The following is a 14,924-nucleotide window of genomic DNA, read 5'->3' as shown; positions in this document are numbered from 1 at the left end:
GCTTTATTTTTTTCGGAAAAAGAATGCTTTTAAATTTTAATAAACTTCGCAGAAGAAGTTCCCTTTGCGGTTTTGATTTGAAGTATATAGTTCCCAGATTGAAATTTCGAAACATCAATTTTAGAAGTATTGCCAGCGCTTGAAATCACCTGAACCAATTGTCCTACAACATTATAAACATAGATTGACTCCACTTCAACCAAATCTTTTGAATCTATTTGCAGATAATTTTGAACTGGATTCGGATAAACATTAAAAGAAGATGAAAGCTCAAAATCTTGTCTTCCTAAAGTTTTAAAAGTCGAGGTTTCTTTATTTGTAAGAATTGGAAAATTATAGTCAAAATAAATATTAGCCTCATTTTCAAAAGAATCACCTACATTTAAAGTCGGTAAAGTTTTAATTTTAAAAGCAATATAACCATCGTTATAGGCATCGTCGAAAGGAAGATTTATTTTTTCGAAAATAAATTCAACCTTATTTCCATCAGAAATTTTAACTCTGTAAGAATGGCTTGCACTCGTAGGAACTAAAGTTGAAACATCAAATTTTAACGTATCAATTATATCCTTAACCACAACATTTTCAGCTTTGTAAGTTCCTGTATTTTCAAAGCGAATGAGATAATGAACATATTTGCCAATAAGTTCTGGCTTAATAACATTTCCTTCTAAACATTTTTTATCATTTGGGTCGTAAGATCCCACCACTGTCTGATTAAGTTTAAAAGCATTATCATCCAATGATTCATCTGTTTCTGTAGAGGCAATTGCTGCCGTATACTTCAGCACATCTCCATTATTTACCGCTGGAGATTCAATAGGAGAATTGACATTCAAAACCAATACAATTTCTCTGCTTTCAAAAGGTTTTAGATTTGAAAAATTCCAGACTAGTTTATCAGAAGTTTGACTAGAAACGCTATAATTTGAAGAAACGAAATCCAAAATTGAATCGTCAAAACTCAGATTTACAGTTCCTGATTGAACTGTATTTCCTTTGTTTTTGTAAACTAATTTATAATTTGCGTCAAAACCAGGTCGCGCCGCATCGATTGGTATCATAGTGATTTCTAAATCGTTATGAATACCATTTGGAGCAATGCAAAAATTTTGATTGAAAGGGCTTGCCTGCGTTGGAAAAACAACATCGACATAAGATGGCGAAACTGTAAAATAGCTTGAATTTTCTACAATAGGAGTTATTTTATAAGAACCAGCAGGAACCTTTAAAGCATATTCGCCATTAGAATCTGCAGTAAAATTCTGTGACTTTGCACCATCAAAAATTGAAAATTTTAAGTACACAGCTCCTGAATCACCAACATCACAGCCATTACTATCACTATCAATCTGGCTTTTGCCCTTTACAGCGTAATTTATACCGCCGGGCTCAAACGAGCAATAATTTCCAACTAAGCAATTTTCGTATTTATATGGCGCTATCTTTTCTGAAATCGCCACCAAATTAGAATCATCATCGCAGATATATTGCAGCTTAGGACAATTTGACAAATTAAAACCATTGTAGCCTAACGAACTTAAAGGCGCCTCTAAAAAACTTAAATTTTTAACAGCTCCGTTTTTAATATTAAGAAACTCTAAATTTGGACAATCTGATACATTTAAATCTTTCAAGTTTTTCAAATTACTTAAATCTAAAGATTTAATCGATGTGTGCCCAATCCATAAAGTTTTTAAAAGCACTTGGTTAGATAAATCAATAGATTCAATTGGATTCGCCCCGCCATAACAATCTGTTAGTTTTTTAGCGTTCGAGAAATCAAGAGCGGTTATCTTATTATCCCAAAAATCAAAATATTCAAGACCAGACAATCTTGCAATGTCTAAGCTTGGCAATAAATTTTGAGCACATTTTAAAAACCATAATACCGAAGAATTAGGAAGTTTTAACTCAGTAAGTTTGTTTTTGTAACAAACGAGTTCTTGTAAATGCGAACTATTTGAAACATCCAATGATTGCAAATCATTATTATTGCACTCGATTATATTTAACTCTGTTAAATTGCTAACATTCAAAGAAGTTAACTTGTTTTGCGCACAAATAAGTAAGCTCACTTTACTTAAATCTGAAAGGTTCAAATCGGTAATTAAATTTGATGAACATACTAACCTTGTAAGTTTTTTCAAATTACCAAGATCCAACACTCCTAAATTATTATTGGAACAGTTAAAATTAGTGAGATTAGAAAAATTTGATAATTGATCTAGCGATGATATATTAGATTCTCTAAGGTCTAAATAACTTACGTTTAAAGCTTCAGCAACTTCAATTTCGCCATTGCTGTTAGCATCAATTTTAAAATAACTTGAATTTAAATCTTTTGCGATCGTATTAGAACTATTTGCCTGAAGCAATTTTGCCTTGAAATTAGCATCCGGAATGTTAATTATTTGCGCTTTTAAGGAAGAAAAAAAGCACAAAGCCAGTAATGGCAGGTAGTTTTTTATCATAGGTTTTATTAGTTTTTGGTGTTTAAATATATAAAACCCCCAACTAAAAACCTATAGCTTCATAAAAAAAACCTTACTAATTAAATTAATAAGGTTTTAATAATCTGTTATTTAAAAGCAGCTTAAAAAGCTACATTCCATCTTGGCAATTTGGCATTTTCATCTAAGAAATTTTGCAGAACCTGCCCTTCAACAGCAGTTGGTATTGCTTTTACATCTCCAGCAAAAGTTTCATACCAAACTACTTCCAAAGCATCAATGTTTTCTAATTTCATTTGCGCTGGCCAAGAATATTTTCTTCCTGTTTTAGCAAACTGGTGTCCGTTTACGATTTTGTCATAAAGTCCGCCATTTTTACTTTTCAAAGTTCCGTCATTCTGAACCGTTCCTGTAGAACCAACCATGATCAGTTCTTTTGCATCACCCTCGACAGCGTATACAATAAAGATTCCCGCACTCCCTTCTGGTGCATTGCAAGCCTCTTCAAGACTATCATTTACGGTAAAAGTAAAACTGTTTGTTGATTTAAATTTTTCTAATTCTTTGTACATATTTTCTTTTTAAGCTTCTAAGATACTGAGGTTCTGAGATGCTAGGTTTATTTCATTTACGCCTCAGCCTTTAAAATGTAAAAAAGTCTCAACAATAATATTGAGACTTTTTTTTGAATTTATTATTTTTCCCCGAAACTTCGGGATGAAAATTATCCAAGTACTTCTTTTACTTTTTTACCAATTTCAGCTGGTGAATCAACAACGTGAATTCCGTTGTCTCTCATGATTTGTTTTTTAGCAGCAGCTGTATCATCAGAACCTCCAACGATTGCACCTGCGTGACCCATTGTTCTACCAGCAGGAGCAGTTTCTCCAGCGATAAAACCAATAACTGGCTTACGGTTACCGTCAGCTTTTACCCATCTTGCAGCATCAGCTTCAAGTTGACCACCGATTTCACCAATCATAATGATAGCTTCAGTTTCTGGATCATTCATTAATAATTCTACAGCTTCTTTAGTTGTAGTTCCAATAATTGGATCTCCACCAATACCAATTGCAGTAGTGATACCTAAACCTTGTTTTACAACTTGGTCTGCAGCTTCATAAGTTAAAGTTCCAGATTTAGAAACGATACCAACTGTTCCTTTTTTGAAAACGAAACCTGGCATAATACCCACTTTAGCTTCACCTGGAGTAATCACACCTGGACAGTTTGGACCAATTAATCTTGAATTTCTTTCTTTAACATAATTATTTGCTTTAATCATATCTGCTACAGGAATTCCTTCTGTAATAGCAATAATTACTTTAATTCCAGCATCAGCAGCTTCCATAATTGCATCAGCAGCAAAAGCTGGCGGAACAAAAATGATAGAAGTATCAGCACCAGCTTGGTCAACAGCATCTTTTACTGTATTAAAAACTGGACGATCTAAATGGCTAGTACCACCTTTTCCTGGAGTAACCCCTCCAACAACATTAGTACCGTACTCAATCATTTGAGAAGCGTGGAAAGTTCCTTCACTTCCTGTAAATCCCTGAACAATTATTTTGGAATCTTTATTAACTAAAACACTCATGATATATATTTTATGTAGTTTTTAAATTTGTGTTGCAAAAATAAGGTTTTGTAATGTATTTTGACTCTTTTATTGTCAAAAAAATATTAAGAAAATTGACTCATTTGATAACCTCTATAAAGTTTATCATCTTTTATCTGCCAAATGGTTGCAAAATGTGCTAAAAGCATTTCTTCTCTTGGATTCTCGATTGTTTTCACAAAATGAGAGTAACGCACTGATACTAAATCATCTTCGGCAATAATATGACTGATTCTAACCTTAGATCGCACATATGCACGGCTAAGCTCATTGGCCATTTCGATTATCGAATCATAATCCATCTGAATAAACCCCTTACTGCTGTTCCATTCAAGCGTAACATCAGGATGCAGATATGTTTTTAAAATTTCGCTATCAATTAGGGCATCTGACTTATAAAATTTCTGAACAAATTCTTTAATAGACATATTACTTCAATTTACTTAAAATTTCAGGAATCTTCTTGATATTGGCTAATTATTTCAATTTTTCACGCGACTCTTCAATTGGGGTGCCAAAATATGATTTTCCGCCTTCAACAGACTTAGTTACACCTGTCTGCCCCATAACAACGGCTTTTGCTCCAATTGTTATGCCGCTCGTAGTGCCTACTTGTCCCCATAAAGTTACTTCGTCCTCAATAATCACGCAGCCCGCAATACCGGTTTGAGAAGCAATCAGACATTTTTTACCAATTACAGTATCGTGACCAACGTGCACTTGATTATCTAATTTTGAGCCCGCACCAATGGTCGTATCTCCAGTAACGCCTTTGTCAATTGTACATAAAGCGCCAATGCCAACATTATCTTCAATAACCACTCTACCGCCAGAAACCAATTGATCGAAACCTTCTGGACGTTTTTTATAATAAAAAGCATCAGCTCCTAAAATAGTTCCCGCATGGATAATTACATTGTCGCCAATTACAGTATGATCATAAATAGACACATTAGAATGTATCAAACAGTTCTTACCTATTTTAACATTATTGCCAACAAAAGTATTTGGCTGAATTACAGTCCCTTCCCCTATTTCAGCAGAAGGCGCAATGGCAACATTAGCGAATTGGAATGGTTTAAAATGCTTTGTAAGAATATTAAAATCTCTAAATGGATCATCAGAAATTAAAAGAGCTTTACCTTCTGGGCATTCTACTTCTTTGTTTATCAAAACAATAGTCGCTGCCGATTGTAAAGCTTTGTCGTAATATTTTGGGTGGTCAACAAAAACAATGTCTCCAGGCTCCACAACGTGTATCTCGTTCATGCCTAAAACTTGAAAGTCTTTGTCTCCGATAAATTTGCAGTTAAGCAAATTGGCAATTTCTTGTAAAGAATGACTCTTTGGAAATTTCATATATTATAATTAGAAAATTTGTCAATCAGAAAATGAGTCAATTAGAATGTGAATATACGAAAATAATGTCTATTCACAGATTATCTAATTGACTCATTGTCAAATTTATCTTAATTAAAAACTACTCTTTTACACGCTCCATGTAAGAACCTGTAGCAGTATCAATTTTAATTTTATCTCCTTCATTGATAAACAAAGGAACGTTGATGTTTGCTCCTGTTTCTACTGTAGCATTTTTTGTTGCGTTTGTAGCTGTATTTCCTTTTACTCCTGGCTCTGCATAAGTAACTTCAAGAATTACAGATGCTGGCATATCTACTGATAAAGGCAAATCTGTTTCTGTGTTAATTTGAACCATTACGTTTGTACCTTCTTTTAACAAATCTGGAGCATCTAAGATGTTTTTGTTTAAAGAAATTTGCTCAAACGTTTCAGCATTCATGAAGTGAAATTCATCTCCTTCTGGATACAAAAACTGGAATGTATGCGTTTCAACACGGATAACATCAATCTTGTGACCTGCAGAAAATGTATTGTCTAATACTTTTCCTGAAGTTAAACTTTTCAATTTAGTTCTTACGAAAGCCGGACCTTTTCCAGGCTTTACGTGAAGGAATTCGATAATTTTATAGATATCGTGATTAAACTTAATACACAATCCGTTTCTAATATCTGATGTAGATGCCATTTTTTTTTATTTTAGATTTAAGAATGTAGATTTTAGATTTAAATCGGTCTACATTATATTTTTTTTTATTTTTAATATACTAATTTTGTAAAGTTTAGAAATCTAAAATCAGAAATCTAAACTCTAAAATTAATAGTTTCCTGAGTAACCTTTCATAATTCCTCTAGATGAATTTCTAATAAAATCTAGAATTTCATCTCTTTCAGGAGTCGCTTCCATTTCAGCCTCAATAATACTTAAAGCTTGAGTTGTATTGTAGTTCTTTTGGTATAAAATTCTATAGATTTCCTGAATTTCTCTAATCTTTTCAGTTGTAAACCCTCTTCTTCTTAAACCAACAGAATTAATTCCAACATAGGACAAAGGTTCCTTTGCTGCTTTTGTAAACGGAGGAACGTCTTTTCTTACCAACGAACCACCAGAAATCATAGCATGATCTCCAATATGGATAAATTGGTGAATTGCCGCCAAACCTCCAATAACAGCGTGATTTCCAACAACTACGTGACCTGCCAAAGCAACACCATTTACAATAATAGCATTGTTTCCAATCTCGCAATCGTGCGCGATGTGTGCATAAGCCATTATTAGACAATTGTTTCCAATTACAGTCTGGCCAGAAGCTACTGTTCCTCTATTTATGGTTACGCATTCTCTAATTGTACAATTATCACCGATAATCGCAAGAGAATCTTCGCCGCCGAATTTTAAATCTTGTGGCACTGCAGAAATTACAGCTCCTGGAAAAATATTACAATTTTTTCCAATTCGAGCACCTTCCATAATGGTCACGTTTGAACCAATCCAAGTACCATCACCAATAACAACATTATTGTGAATTGTTGTAAATGGCTCTATTACAACATTTTTAGCGATTTTTGCGCCTGGATGAACATATGCTAATGGTTGATTCATCTGTATGTTTTATATTTTTAATTAAAATATTCTGATTTGAAGCAACAAACCTAAACAATAAATTTGATAATTTATTATTGTTTTCTTGCTATTTGTGCCATTAATTCTGCTTCAGTAACCAATTTACCATTTGCATAAGCGTTTGCCTGCATATGGCAAATTCCTCTTCTGATAGGAGAAATTAACTCACATTTAAAGATTAAAGTATCACCTGGCAATACTTTATGCTTAAATTTAACATTATCAATTTTCATGAAATAGGTCAAATAATTTTCAGGATCTGGAACAGTGCTTAACACTAAAATTCCTCCAGTTTGCGCCATTGCTTCTACAATTAATACACCTGGCATAACTGGAGCTTCCGGAAAGTGTCCTACGAAGAAATTCTCGTTCATAGTAACATTTTTCAAACCAACAACATGACGATCAGACATTTCGATAATTCTGTCAATCAACAAGAATGGAGGTCTGTGAGGAAGCATAGACATAATTTTATGAATATCCATCAAAGGTTCTTGATGCAAATCATAAGTAGGAACATGATTTCTCTGCTCTATTTTGATAATTTTGGCTAATTTCTTTGCAAATTGAGTATTTACAAAGTGTCCAGGTTTATTAGCAATAATTTTTCCTTGAATACGAACTCCTATTAAAGATAAGTCTCCAATTACATCAAGCAATTTGTGTCTTGCCGCTTCGTTTGGATAATGTAAAGTAAGGTTGTCTAAAACGCCGTTTGGCTTTACAGAAATCTCATCTTTACCAAATGCTTTCTTTAAATTAGCCATTGTAGACTCAGAGATTTCTTTATCTACATATACAATTGCATTATTTAAATCTCCCCCTTTAATAAGTCCGTGCTCTAACAAAGATTCTAATTCGTGAAGGAAGCTAAAAGTTCTTGAACTTGCGATTTCAGATTTAAAATCTGCTATACTTTTAAGAGTAGCGTTTTGAGTACCTAAAACTTTTGTACCAAAATCTACCATTGTTGTAACCTGATATTCATCGCTTGGCATCACCAAAATTTCGCTTCCAGTGGCTTCGTCAGTAAAAGAGATTACTTCTTTAACTACGTAAACATTGCGTTGCGCATCTTGCTCTTCAATTCCTGCCTTTTCAATCGCTTCAACAAAATATTTTGATGAACCATCCATAATAGGAAGTTCAGAGGCATTCAATTCAATAATAATGTTATCCAAATCGCAGCCAACTACTGCAGCTAAAACGTGTTCTGGTGTTTGGATTTTTACTCCTAATTTCTCAAGATTTGTTCCTCTTTGAGTGTTAACAACATAATTAGCATCAGCCTCAATGACTGGTTGACCTTGCAAATCTACTCTTACAAAAGTGAAACCATTATTAACGGGTGCAGGTTTAAAAGTCATTGTAACTTCTTTTCCAGTGTGTAAACCAACTCCTGTTAGCGAAATTTCATTTTTGATGGTTTTCTGTTTAACCATTATTTCCATTTTTTGGGTTTATTATTTGTTTTTTTAATTCTTCAACTTCAGCCACAATTTTAGGCAGATTCTTAAAATGAACGTACGATTTATTAAAATCTGTATATCCAAGAGATGGCGTTCCTTGCAGAACTTCATCGTCTTTAATGTTTCTGGCTACACCCGACTGCGCTTGAAGCCTAACATTATTGCCTATTGTTAAATGACCTGCAATACCTACTTGTCCTCCAATCATACAATTTTCGCCAATTTTTGTAGAACCTGCTACGCCACTCTGAGCGGCTATCACAGTATTTTTTCCAATTTCTACATTATGGGCAATCTGAATCTGATTGTCTAATTTAACTCCTTTTCTAATTATCGTAGAACCAAGAGTTGCTCTATCTATAGTGGTATTAGCACCAATATCTACATTATCTTCAATAATAACATTTCCAATTTGAGGCACTTTGCTGTATTCTCCGTTTTCATTTGGCGCAAAACCAAAACCGTCAGCACCTATAATAACACCCGAATGAACTGTACAATTATTGCCGATAACAGTTTCAGAATAGATTTTTGCACCAGCAAAAATGAATACATTATCTCCAATGACAACATTATCGCCAATAAAGCTATTTGGGTAAATTTTTACATTATTACCTAAAACCACATTTTGTCCGATATAACTAAAACTTCCTAAATATAGGTTTTCACCATACTTAGTTCCTTCAGACATAAATGACTGGGGCTCGATACCGTTTTTGTTTAATTTTACCTGATTATAAAAATGCAAAAGTTTAGAAAACGCCGCATAAGCATCTTCTACCTTTATTAGTGTAGTAGTAATTTCCTGTTCAGGAATAAAGCTGTCATTAACAATTGTTACTGTCGCCTTTGTCGTATATATATAATTGATATACTTTGGGTTAGCCAAAAAAGTAAGAGAACCTTCCTCTCCTTCTTCGATTTTAGAAAGCTTAGAAACTTCTGCATTGGGATTCCCAACAACTTCTCCTTCTAAAATTCCTGCTATTTGTTCTGCTGTAAATTTCATCGCGACAAAAATATAAAAAATAGGTTTTAAATGTTAATTTTATATAAGTTGTTTTGGAAAACAGATATAATATTTTGTCACCAATTTAGATAACGATTTCAGATTCAGCTGGTCAGAAGCCTCAACAACATCTTCAATTGTTTTATCTTTTTTCAAAATACGAATAGGTTCCGCTTCTTTACTATAAGCTTGGTTTTTAATTTTCCCTCTAAAAATAAAATATCCTGCCTCCAATTGCGAAATATGGTGCTTATTGGCAAACTGCTCTTTCAAAGACTGAGACTCTTCCATAGAAACTTTCTCGGCGCTCATTTTTATTTTAAGCAAATCTCTGTTGATTATCATTTTACTCAAAGTGCTTAAAACAAAATCATCTTGTCTCTGCCAAGCTTTTAGAGCACTAATAATATCAAAATCATCTAACTGTGAAAATAAATCTAACTTTTCAGCATCAAAATCTTCAAGCGTAATTTTGTTATGCATAAAATAAGAAAGCGGTTCACTGCAAGGAAGATCTACACCTTTTAAAACCAGTTCTTTTGCTCTTTTTAAAACTTTCATCAAAATTAATTCGGCAACCAGACTTGTTTTATGCAAATAGGCCTGCCAGTACATTAATCTTCTAGAAAGCAGAAATTTTTCTACAGAATAAATTCCTTTTTCTTCAATCACCAAAACGTCATTTTCTACATTCATCATCTGAATCAATCGTTCAGAATTTACATTTCCTTCAGCAACACCTGTATAAAAACTATCGCGTTTCAAGTAATCCATTCGATCCATATCCAACTGACTTGAAATCAATTGAAGCATGAATTTTCTATGGTATTCTCCCTTAAAAACCTGAATCGCCAGACTCAATCTTCCGCCAAACTCTTCATTCAGCTGATTCATAAACAATAGCGAAATGGCTTCATGATGCACATCTTCCACAATACTTTTTTCCATAGCGTGCGAAAATGGCCCATGTCCTATATCATGAAGTAAAATTGCTATCAGGAGCGCATTTTCTTCTTCATCCGAAATAACAACATCTTTAAAACGAAGCGTATCAATGGCTTTCTTCATCAAATGCATACAGCCTAGCGCATGATGAAAACGGGTATGATTGGCTCCTGGGTATACCAAATACGATAATCCCATCTGTGAAATACGACGCAGACGCTGAAAATAAGGATGCTGAATTAAGTCGTAAACCAGCTCATTCGGAATCGTAATGAATCCATATATAGGATCGTTGAATATTTTAAGTTTATTGATCTGAGTCACAGTCTGGTTATTTTTTTGGTCAACAAATATAAGTAAATAAGTATAAAGAGTTCGGTGTTTTTTATTTAAAAATAACAATCGAAATCACAATGATTATCAATACAATACATTAAAAAATGTTAATTTTCAAAATAAAATCGCGTTTCATCTTTGGTAATTTTATACTATTTTTAATACTTTTTTAGTTCTATAACTTTAAATTGCAGTAAAATTAAATTGATTTATGGATAAGATAAAAATACTTTGGGTCGACGATGAAATCGATCTTTTAAAGCCTCACATATTATTTCTAGAAAAAAAGAATTACGAAGTAACGACTTGCAATAACGGTCTCGATGCGATTGCCTTATTTGAGGAAGATAATTTTGACATTGTTTTTCTAGATGAAAATATGCCAGGAATGAGCGGATTGGAAACGCTTTCTGAAATGAAAGAAAAAAAATCTGCCATCCCAATGATTATGATCACCAAAAGCGAGGAAGAATACATTATGGAAGAAGCCATTGGTTCTAAAATCGCCGATTATTTGATAAAACCTGTAAACCCGAATCAGATTTTATTGAGTTTGAAGAAAAATCTGGATGATTCGCGATTAATTACAGAAAAGACAACCTTAGATTATCAAAAAGAATTCAGAAAGATTTCAATGGAATTGGCTATGGTTAATTCTTATGAAGACTGGATCGAGCTGTATAAAAAACTGCTTTTTTGGGAACTAAAACTCGAAGACATCAACGATACGGCAATGATCGAAATTTTGGAGTCTCAGAAAGTAGAAGCCAATTCGCAATTTGGAAAGTACATCGAAAGAAACTATGAAGACTGGTTTGCGCCAAAAGCTGATAAACCAATCCAGTCCAACACTTTATTTAAAGAATTGGTTGTTCCAGAAATAAAAAAGAAAGACAAACCGATTCTTTTTGTTGTAATTGACAACCTTCGTTACGACCAATGGAAAGCTTTTGAAGGCGTAGTTTCAAACTATTACAAATTGGAAAAAGAAGTTCCGTACTACTCTATTCTTCCAACTGCCACACAATATGCCAGAAATTCGATTTTTTCAGGTTTAATGCCTTTAGAAATGGAAAAGCAATTTCCGGAATACTGGAAAAATGATGTGGAAGACGGCGGAAAAAACCTTTACGAAGCAGAATTTCTGTCGGCACAATTAAAACGTTTAGGATTGAATATTAAGGAAGATTATTTTAAAATCACCAACTACGCAGGCGGAAAAAAATTGGCAGAAAATTTCAAGGCTTTAAAAGGGAACGATTTAGTGACGGTCGTCTACAACTTTGTTGATATGCTTTCGCACGCTAAAACCGAAATGGAAGTCGTAAAAGAATTGGCTTCAGACGACAAAGCATATCGTTCTTTAACCCTAAGCTGGTTCAAAAATTCTCCTTTATTAGAAATTATTCAGCAGGCACAGCTTTTAGGCTTCAAACTGATTCTAACAACAGACCACGGAACTATTAATGTAAAAAATCCGTCGAAAGTTGTGGGAGACAAAAACACAAGTCTAAATTTACGCTACAAAACCGGGCGCAGTTTAACATACGAACAAAAAGACGTTTATGTAGTCAAAGAACCAAAATCAATTGGTTTGCCTGCAATAAACATGAGCAGTTCGTTTATTTTTGCCAAAAATGATTTTTTCTTGGCTTACGTAAACAACTACAATCATTATGTGAGCTATTACAAAAACACTTACCAGCACGGAGGAATTTCATTAGAAGAAATGATTATTCCGTTCCTGGTTTTTAATCCTAAATAAAAGCACTAGCCGCGAATTTCACTAATTGATTTGAAAATTCTAAAAAAATAAAACTTTAATTCGCGAAAATTCGTGAAATTCGTGGCAAAAAATAAACAACAATGAACATCGTTTTTTCATTAGATCAAATTCAAGAAGTTGCCGAACAGATTATAGCTTCAAACCCAAAAAAAATCATTCTTTTTAATGGAGAAATGGGAGTTGGAAAAACTACTTTAATCAAACAGCTATGCAAAAGTTTGGGAGTTCAAGATGCTACAAGCAGCCCGACTTTTTCTTTAGTGAATGAATACCACACCACTAACAATCAAACGGTCTATCACTTTGATTTTTACAGATTAAACAAAGAAACCGAGGCGCTAGATATGGGTGTCGATGATTATTTGTATTCGGGAGGCTGGTGTTTTATCGAATGGTCTGAAAAAATTGCAAGTTTGATTCCCGAAGAACATTCTACCATAAACATAGAATTGCTTCCTGACGGAAAAAGAGAATTAGAACTGGTTTAAAATTCTTCTAAAGCAAAATCGATACTTTTATTGAAAGCTATTATGGTTTCTTAACTTTTAAGTGTGAGTATTAGCAGAATTTTTACACTAATTTTAAAACTTTTTACGTAATTTGTACTTTTAATTTTTTGCACTATCCATGTCAATCACGTTAACTCCATTTACAAAACAACAATTAATACCGCAGGAAGAAAAACTTGAGGTTGGTCGTTTTAAAAGAGAACTTTTTATAGGAATTCCTAAAGAAACAAGTTATCAAGAACGTCGTATCTGTCTTACGCCTGATGCAGTCGCTTCCTTAACTTATGAAGGGCATCGCGTTATGATCGAATCTGGCGCTGGAGAAAGTTCGAGTTATACAGACAAAGAATATGCAGATGCTGGTGCAGAAATTACAAAAGACACTAAAAGAGTTTTTGGCTGTCCGTTTCTATTAAAAGTAGAACCGCCAACTTTAACTGAAATCGAAATGATCAATCCAGAAACGGTAATTATTTCTGCTATTCAGCTTAAAACCAAAAAGAAAGAATACTTCGAAGCTTTGGCCAAAAAGAAAATTACCGCTTTTGCTTTTGAATATATAAAAGACCAAGACGGTTCTTATCCAGCAGTAAAATCTTTAAGTGAAATTGCGGGAACTGCTTCGATTCTTATTGCAGCCGAATTAATGATCACAAATGAATTCGGAAAAGGACTTTTATTCGGAAATATAACTGGCGTTCCTCCTACGGAAGTTGTAATTCTTGGGGCTGGAACTGTTGGCGAGTTTGCTGCTAAAACTGCGATTGGACTAGGCGCAAACGTAAAAGTTTTTGATAATTCTATTACTAAATTACGCCGTCTGCAAAACAATTTAAATCAAAGAATTTTCACTTCAACCATACAGCAAAAAGGCTTATTAAAAGCTTTAAGACGCTGTGACGTCGCAATTGGCGCTATGCGAGGCAAAGAACGCTGTCCGATTGTGGTCAATGAAACAATGGTGGAACACATGAAAAAAGGTGCCGTAATTGTTGACGTGAGCATTGATACCGGTGGCTGCTTCGAAACTTCTGAAGTTACCACTCACGAAAAACCGACGTTTATAAAAAGTAATGTTTTACACTATTGCGTACCAAACATTCCATCAAGATATTCCAAAACTGCTTCATTATCAATCAGTAACATCTTAACACCGTATCTGCATCAGATAGCTGAAGATGGTGGTATTGAAAGCGCAATTCGATGCAACAAAGGACTTAAAAATGGAATTTATCTTTATCACGGAATTTTGACCAATAAAGCCATCGGCGACTGGTTCGACCTTCCGGATAACGATATTAATTTACTTGTATTTTAAAGGAACTTTAGCGTACCTTTGCAAAAATTTTATTTCATGAAGTTCGCATACCGCTTAGCATATTATTTGATTGGTCTCGTAATGGGATGTTTTATTGTATCAGGATTTTTTATCGGAAAAGACACCCGATGCAATTATTTTCCAAATGCCCGAGTTTTAAACAATCTCAGAACAAAACCTTTCCAATATTCTGAAAAAGCTGTTCAGACTTTAAACGAAAAATGGGTCGATACTGCTGATATCAAAAATACCTTAACTTACGGAGACGTAAATTTCGATCAAAGCAACATTCCATTCAAAAAAGGAAAATTGTATATCATTGAAGGAAAAACAGTAAAAAATCAAGAAATTATTCTGAAAGTGGTTAATTACGAAAACAAAGCCGTTTTAGAAGAAATTGTAAAAAAATAAAAAATTAAATCTTTTGCTTCTCGCAGTTTTTGCAGATTCAAAAGATTTTTTTTTAGTAGTAAATTTTTCCCTTTGTCACTTTACAGC

General features: G+C 33.7%; 14 protein-coding genes. 4 read left to right on the top strand and 10 right to left on the bottom strand.

What is annotated here, in order from left to right; translation table 11 throughout:
* Positions 1-29: 29 nt before the first annotated feature.
* The 10 genes from N4T20_RS15380 to N4T20_RS15335 form a co-directional block, all read right to left on the bottom strand.
* A complete protein-coding gene (locus N4T20_RS15380) occupies positions 30-2,474 on the bottom strand; it encodes a T9SS type A sorting domain-containing protein (RefSeq protein WP_260670016.1) in 2,445 nt (814 codons plus the stop codon).
* A gap of 122 nt (positions 2,475-2,596) precedes the next feature.
* Positions 2,597-3,025: a hypothetical protein gene (locus N4T20_RS15375; RefSeq protein ID WP_260670015.1), complete on the bottom strand. Its 429-nt coding sequence runs from the start codon at positions 3,023-3,025 to the stop codon at positions 2,597-2,599.
* A 152-nt stretch (positions 3,026-3,177) separates the two neighbouring features.
* Positions 3,178-4,050, bottom strand: coding sequence for a succinate--CoA ligase subunit alpha (sucD, locus tag N4T20_RS15370; protein ID WP_057118027.1), 873 nt, complete (start codon positions 4,048-4,050; stop codon positions 3,178-3,180).
* 86 nt (positions 4,051-4,136) lie between these two features.
* Positions 4,137-4,499, bottom strand: a complete 363-nt coding sequence (locus tag N4T20_RS15365) for a nuclear transport factor 2 family protein (RefSeq protein ID WP_260670014.1) — start codon at positions 4,497-4,499, stop codon at positions 4,137-4,139.
* 49 nt (positions 4,500-4,548) lie between these two features.
* Positions 4,549-5,430: a UDP-3-O-(3-hydroxymyristoyl)glucosamine N-acyltransferase gene (locus N4T20_RS15360; protein WP_260670013.1), complete on the bottom strand. Its 882-nt coding sequence runs from the start codon at positions 5,428-5,430 to the stop codon at positions 4,549-4,551.
* A gap of 121 nt (positions 5,431-5,551) precedes the next feature.
* Positions 5,552-6,118: an elongation factor P gene (efp, locus tag N4T20_RS15355; protein ID WP_260670012.1), complete on the bottom strand. Its 567-nt coding sequence runs from the start codon at positions 6,116-6,118 to the stop codon at positions 5,552-5,554.
* A gap of 129 nt (positions 6,119-6,247) precedes the next feature.
* Entirely contained in the window at positions 6,248-7,033 is a 786-nt protein-coding gene (gene lpxA, locus N4T20_RS15350; protein ID WP_260670011.1) for an acyl-ACP--UDP-N-acetylglucosamine O-acyltransferase, read from the bottom strand.
* Between the two features lie 74 nt (positions 7,034-7,107).
* The gene (locus N4T20_RS15345; RefSeq protein WP_260670010.1) at positions 7,108-8,496 is read right to left on the bottom strand and encodes a bifunctional UDP-3-O-[3-hydroxymyristoyl] N-acetylglucosamine deacetylase/3-hydroxyacyl-ACP dehydratase; all 1,389 of its coding nucleotides are present in this window, start codon (positions 8,494-8,496) and stop codon (positions 7,108-7,110) included.
* Positions 8,489-9,532: a UDP-3-O-(3-hydroxymyristoyl)glucosamine N-acyltransferase gene (gene lpxD / locus N4T20_RS15340; protein WP_260670009.1), complete on the bottom strand. Its 1,044-nt coding sequence runs from the start codon at positions 9,530-9,532 to the stop codon at positions 8,489-8,491. Before lpxD ends, N4T20_RS15345 begins: the two co-directional genes overlap by 8 nt.
* 39 nt (positions 9,533-9,571) lie before the next feature.
* Entirely contained in the window at positions 9,572-10,801 is a 1,230-nt protein-coding gene (locus tag N4T20_RS15335; protein WP_260670008.1) for an HD domain-containing protein, read from the bottom strand.
* Between the two features lie 223 nt (positions 10,802-11,024).
* Between N4T20_RS15335 and N4T20_RS15330 the strand changes: the two genes are divergently transcribed.
* From N4T20_RS15330 to N4T20_RS15315, 4 genes are all read left to right on the top strand, one after another.
* Positions 11,025-12,578 carry a bifunctional response regulator/alkaline phosphatase family protein gene (locus N4T20_RS15330; protein WP_260670007.1) on the top strand — a complete coding sequence of 518 codons (1,554 nt, stop codon included), beginning with the start codon at positions 11,025-11,027 and terminating at the stop codon, positions 12,576-12,578.
* Positions 12,579-12,679: 101 nt separating this feature from the next.
* Positions 12,680-13,087: a tRNA (adenosine(37)-N6)-threonylcarbamoyltransferase complex ATPase subunit type 1 TsaE gene (gene tsaE / locus N4T20_RS15325; RefSeq protein ID WP_260670006.1), complete on the top strand. Its 408-nt coding sequence runs from the start codon at positions 12,680-12,682 to the stop codon at positions 13,085-13,087.
* 139 nt (positions 13,088-13,226) lie between these two features.
* A complete protein-coding gene (locus N4T20_RS15320) occupies positions 13,227-14,426 on the top strand; it encodes an alanine dehydrogenase (protein ID WP_260670005.1) in 1,200 nt (399 codons plus the stop codon).
* A 36-nt stretch (positions 14,427-14,462) separates the two neighbouring features.
* Complete coding sequence (locus tag N4T20_RS15315; protein ID WP_260670004.1) at positions 14,463-14,837, top strand: DUF4258 domain-containing protein; 375 nt, start codon at positions 14,463-14,465, stop codon at positions 14,835-14,837.
* Positions 14,838-14,924 lie beyond the last annotated feature (87 nt).

This window comes from Flavobacterium sp. TR2, from assembly GCF_025252405.1.
Classification (GTDB): Bacteria; Bacteroidota; Bacteroidia; order Flavobacteriales; family Flavobacteriaceae; genus Flavobacterium.
The sequence above is the reverse complement of the archived record's forward strand: the minus strand, read 5'-3'. Positions and strand labels throughout refer to the sequence as shown.

Bases quoted from the DNA above. Each gene is read 5' to 3' on its own strand.
- N4T20_RS15380 (WP_260670016.1), bottom strand. From the start codon at position 2,474: ATGATAAAAAACTACCTGCCATTACTGGCTTTGTGCTTTTTTTCTTCC.
- N4T20_RS15375 (WP_260670015.1), bottom strand. From the start codon at position 3,025: ATGTACAAAGAATTAGAAAAATTTAAATCAACAAACAGTTTTACTTTT.
- sucD (WP_057118027.1), bottom strand. From the start codon at position 4,050: ATGAGTGTTTTAGTTAATAAAGATTCCAAAATAATTGTTCAGGGATTT.
- N4T20_RS15365 (WP_260670014.1), bottom strand. From the start codon at position 4,499: ATGTCTATTAAAGAATTTGTTCAGAAATTTTATAAGTCAGATGCCCTA.
- N4T20_RS15360 (WP_260670013.1), bottom strand. From the start codon at position 5,430: ATGAAATTTCCAAAGAGTCATTCTTTACAAGAAATTGCCAATTTGCTT.
- efp (WP_260670012.1), bottom strand. From the start codon at position 6,118: ATGGCATCTACATCAGATATTAGAAACGGATTGTGTATTAAGTTTAAT.
- lpxA (WP_260670011.1), bottom strand. From the start codon at position 7,033: ATGAATCAACCATTAGCATATGTTCATCCAGGCGCAAAAATCGCTAAA.
- N4T20_RS15345 (WP_260670010.1), bottom strand. From the start codon at position 8,496: ATGGTTAAACAGAAAACCATCAAAAATGAAATTTCGCTAACAGGAGTT.
- lpxD (WP_260670009.1), bottom strand. From the start codon at position 9,532: ATGAAATTTACAGCAGAACAAATAGCAGGAATTTTAGAAGGAGAAGTT.
- N4T20_RS15330 (WP_260670007.1), top strand. From the start codon at position 11,025: ATGGATAAGATAAAAATACTTTGGGTCGACGATGAAATCGATCTTTTA.
- tsaE (WP_260670006.1), top strand. From the start codon at position 12,680: ATGAACATCGTTTTTTCATTAGATCAAATTCAAGAAGTTGCCGAACAG.
- N4T20_RS15320 (WP_260670005.1), top strand. From the start codon at position 13,227: ATGTCAATCACGTTAACTCCATTTACAAAACAACAATTAATACCGCAG.
- N4T20_RS15315 (WP_260670004.1), top strand. From the start codon at position 14,463: ATGAAGTTCGCATACCGCTTAGCATATTATTTGATTGGTCTCGTAATG.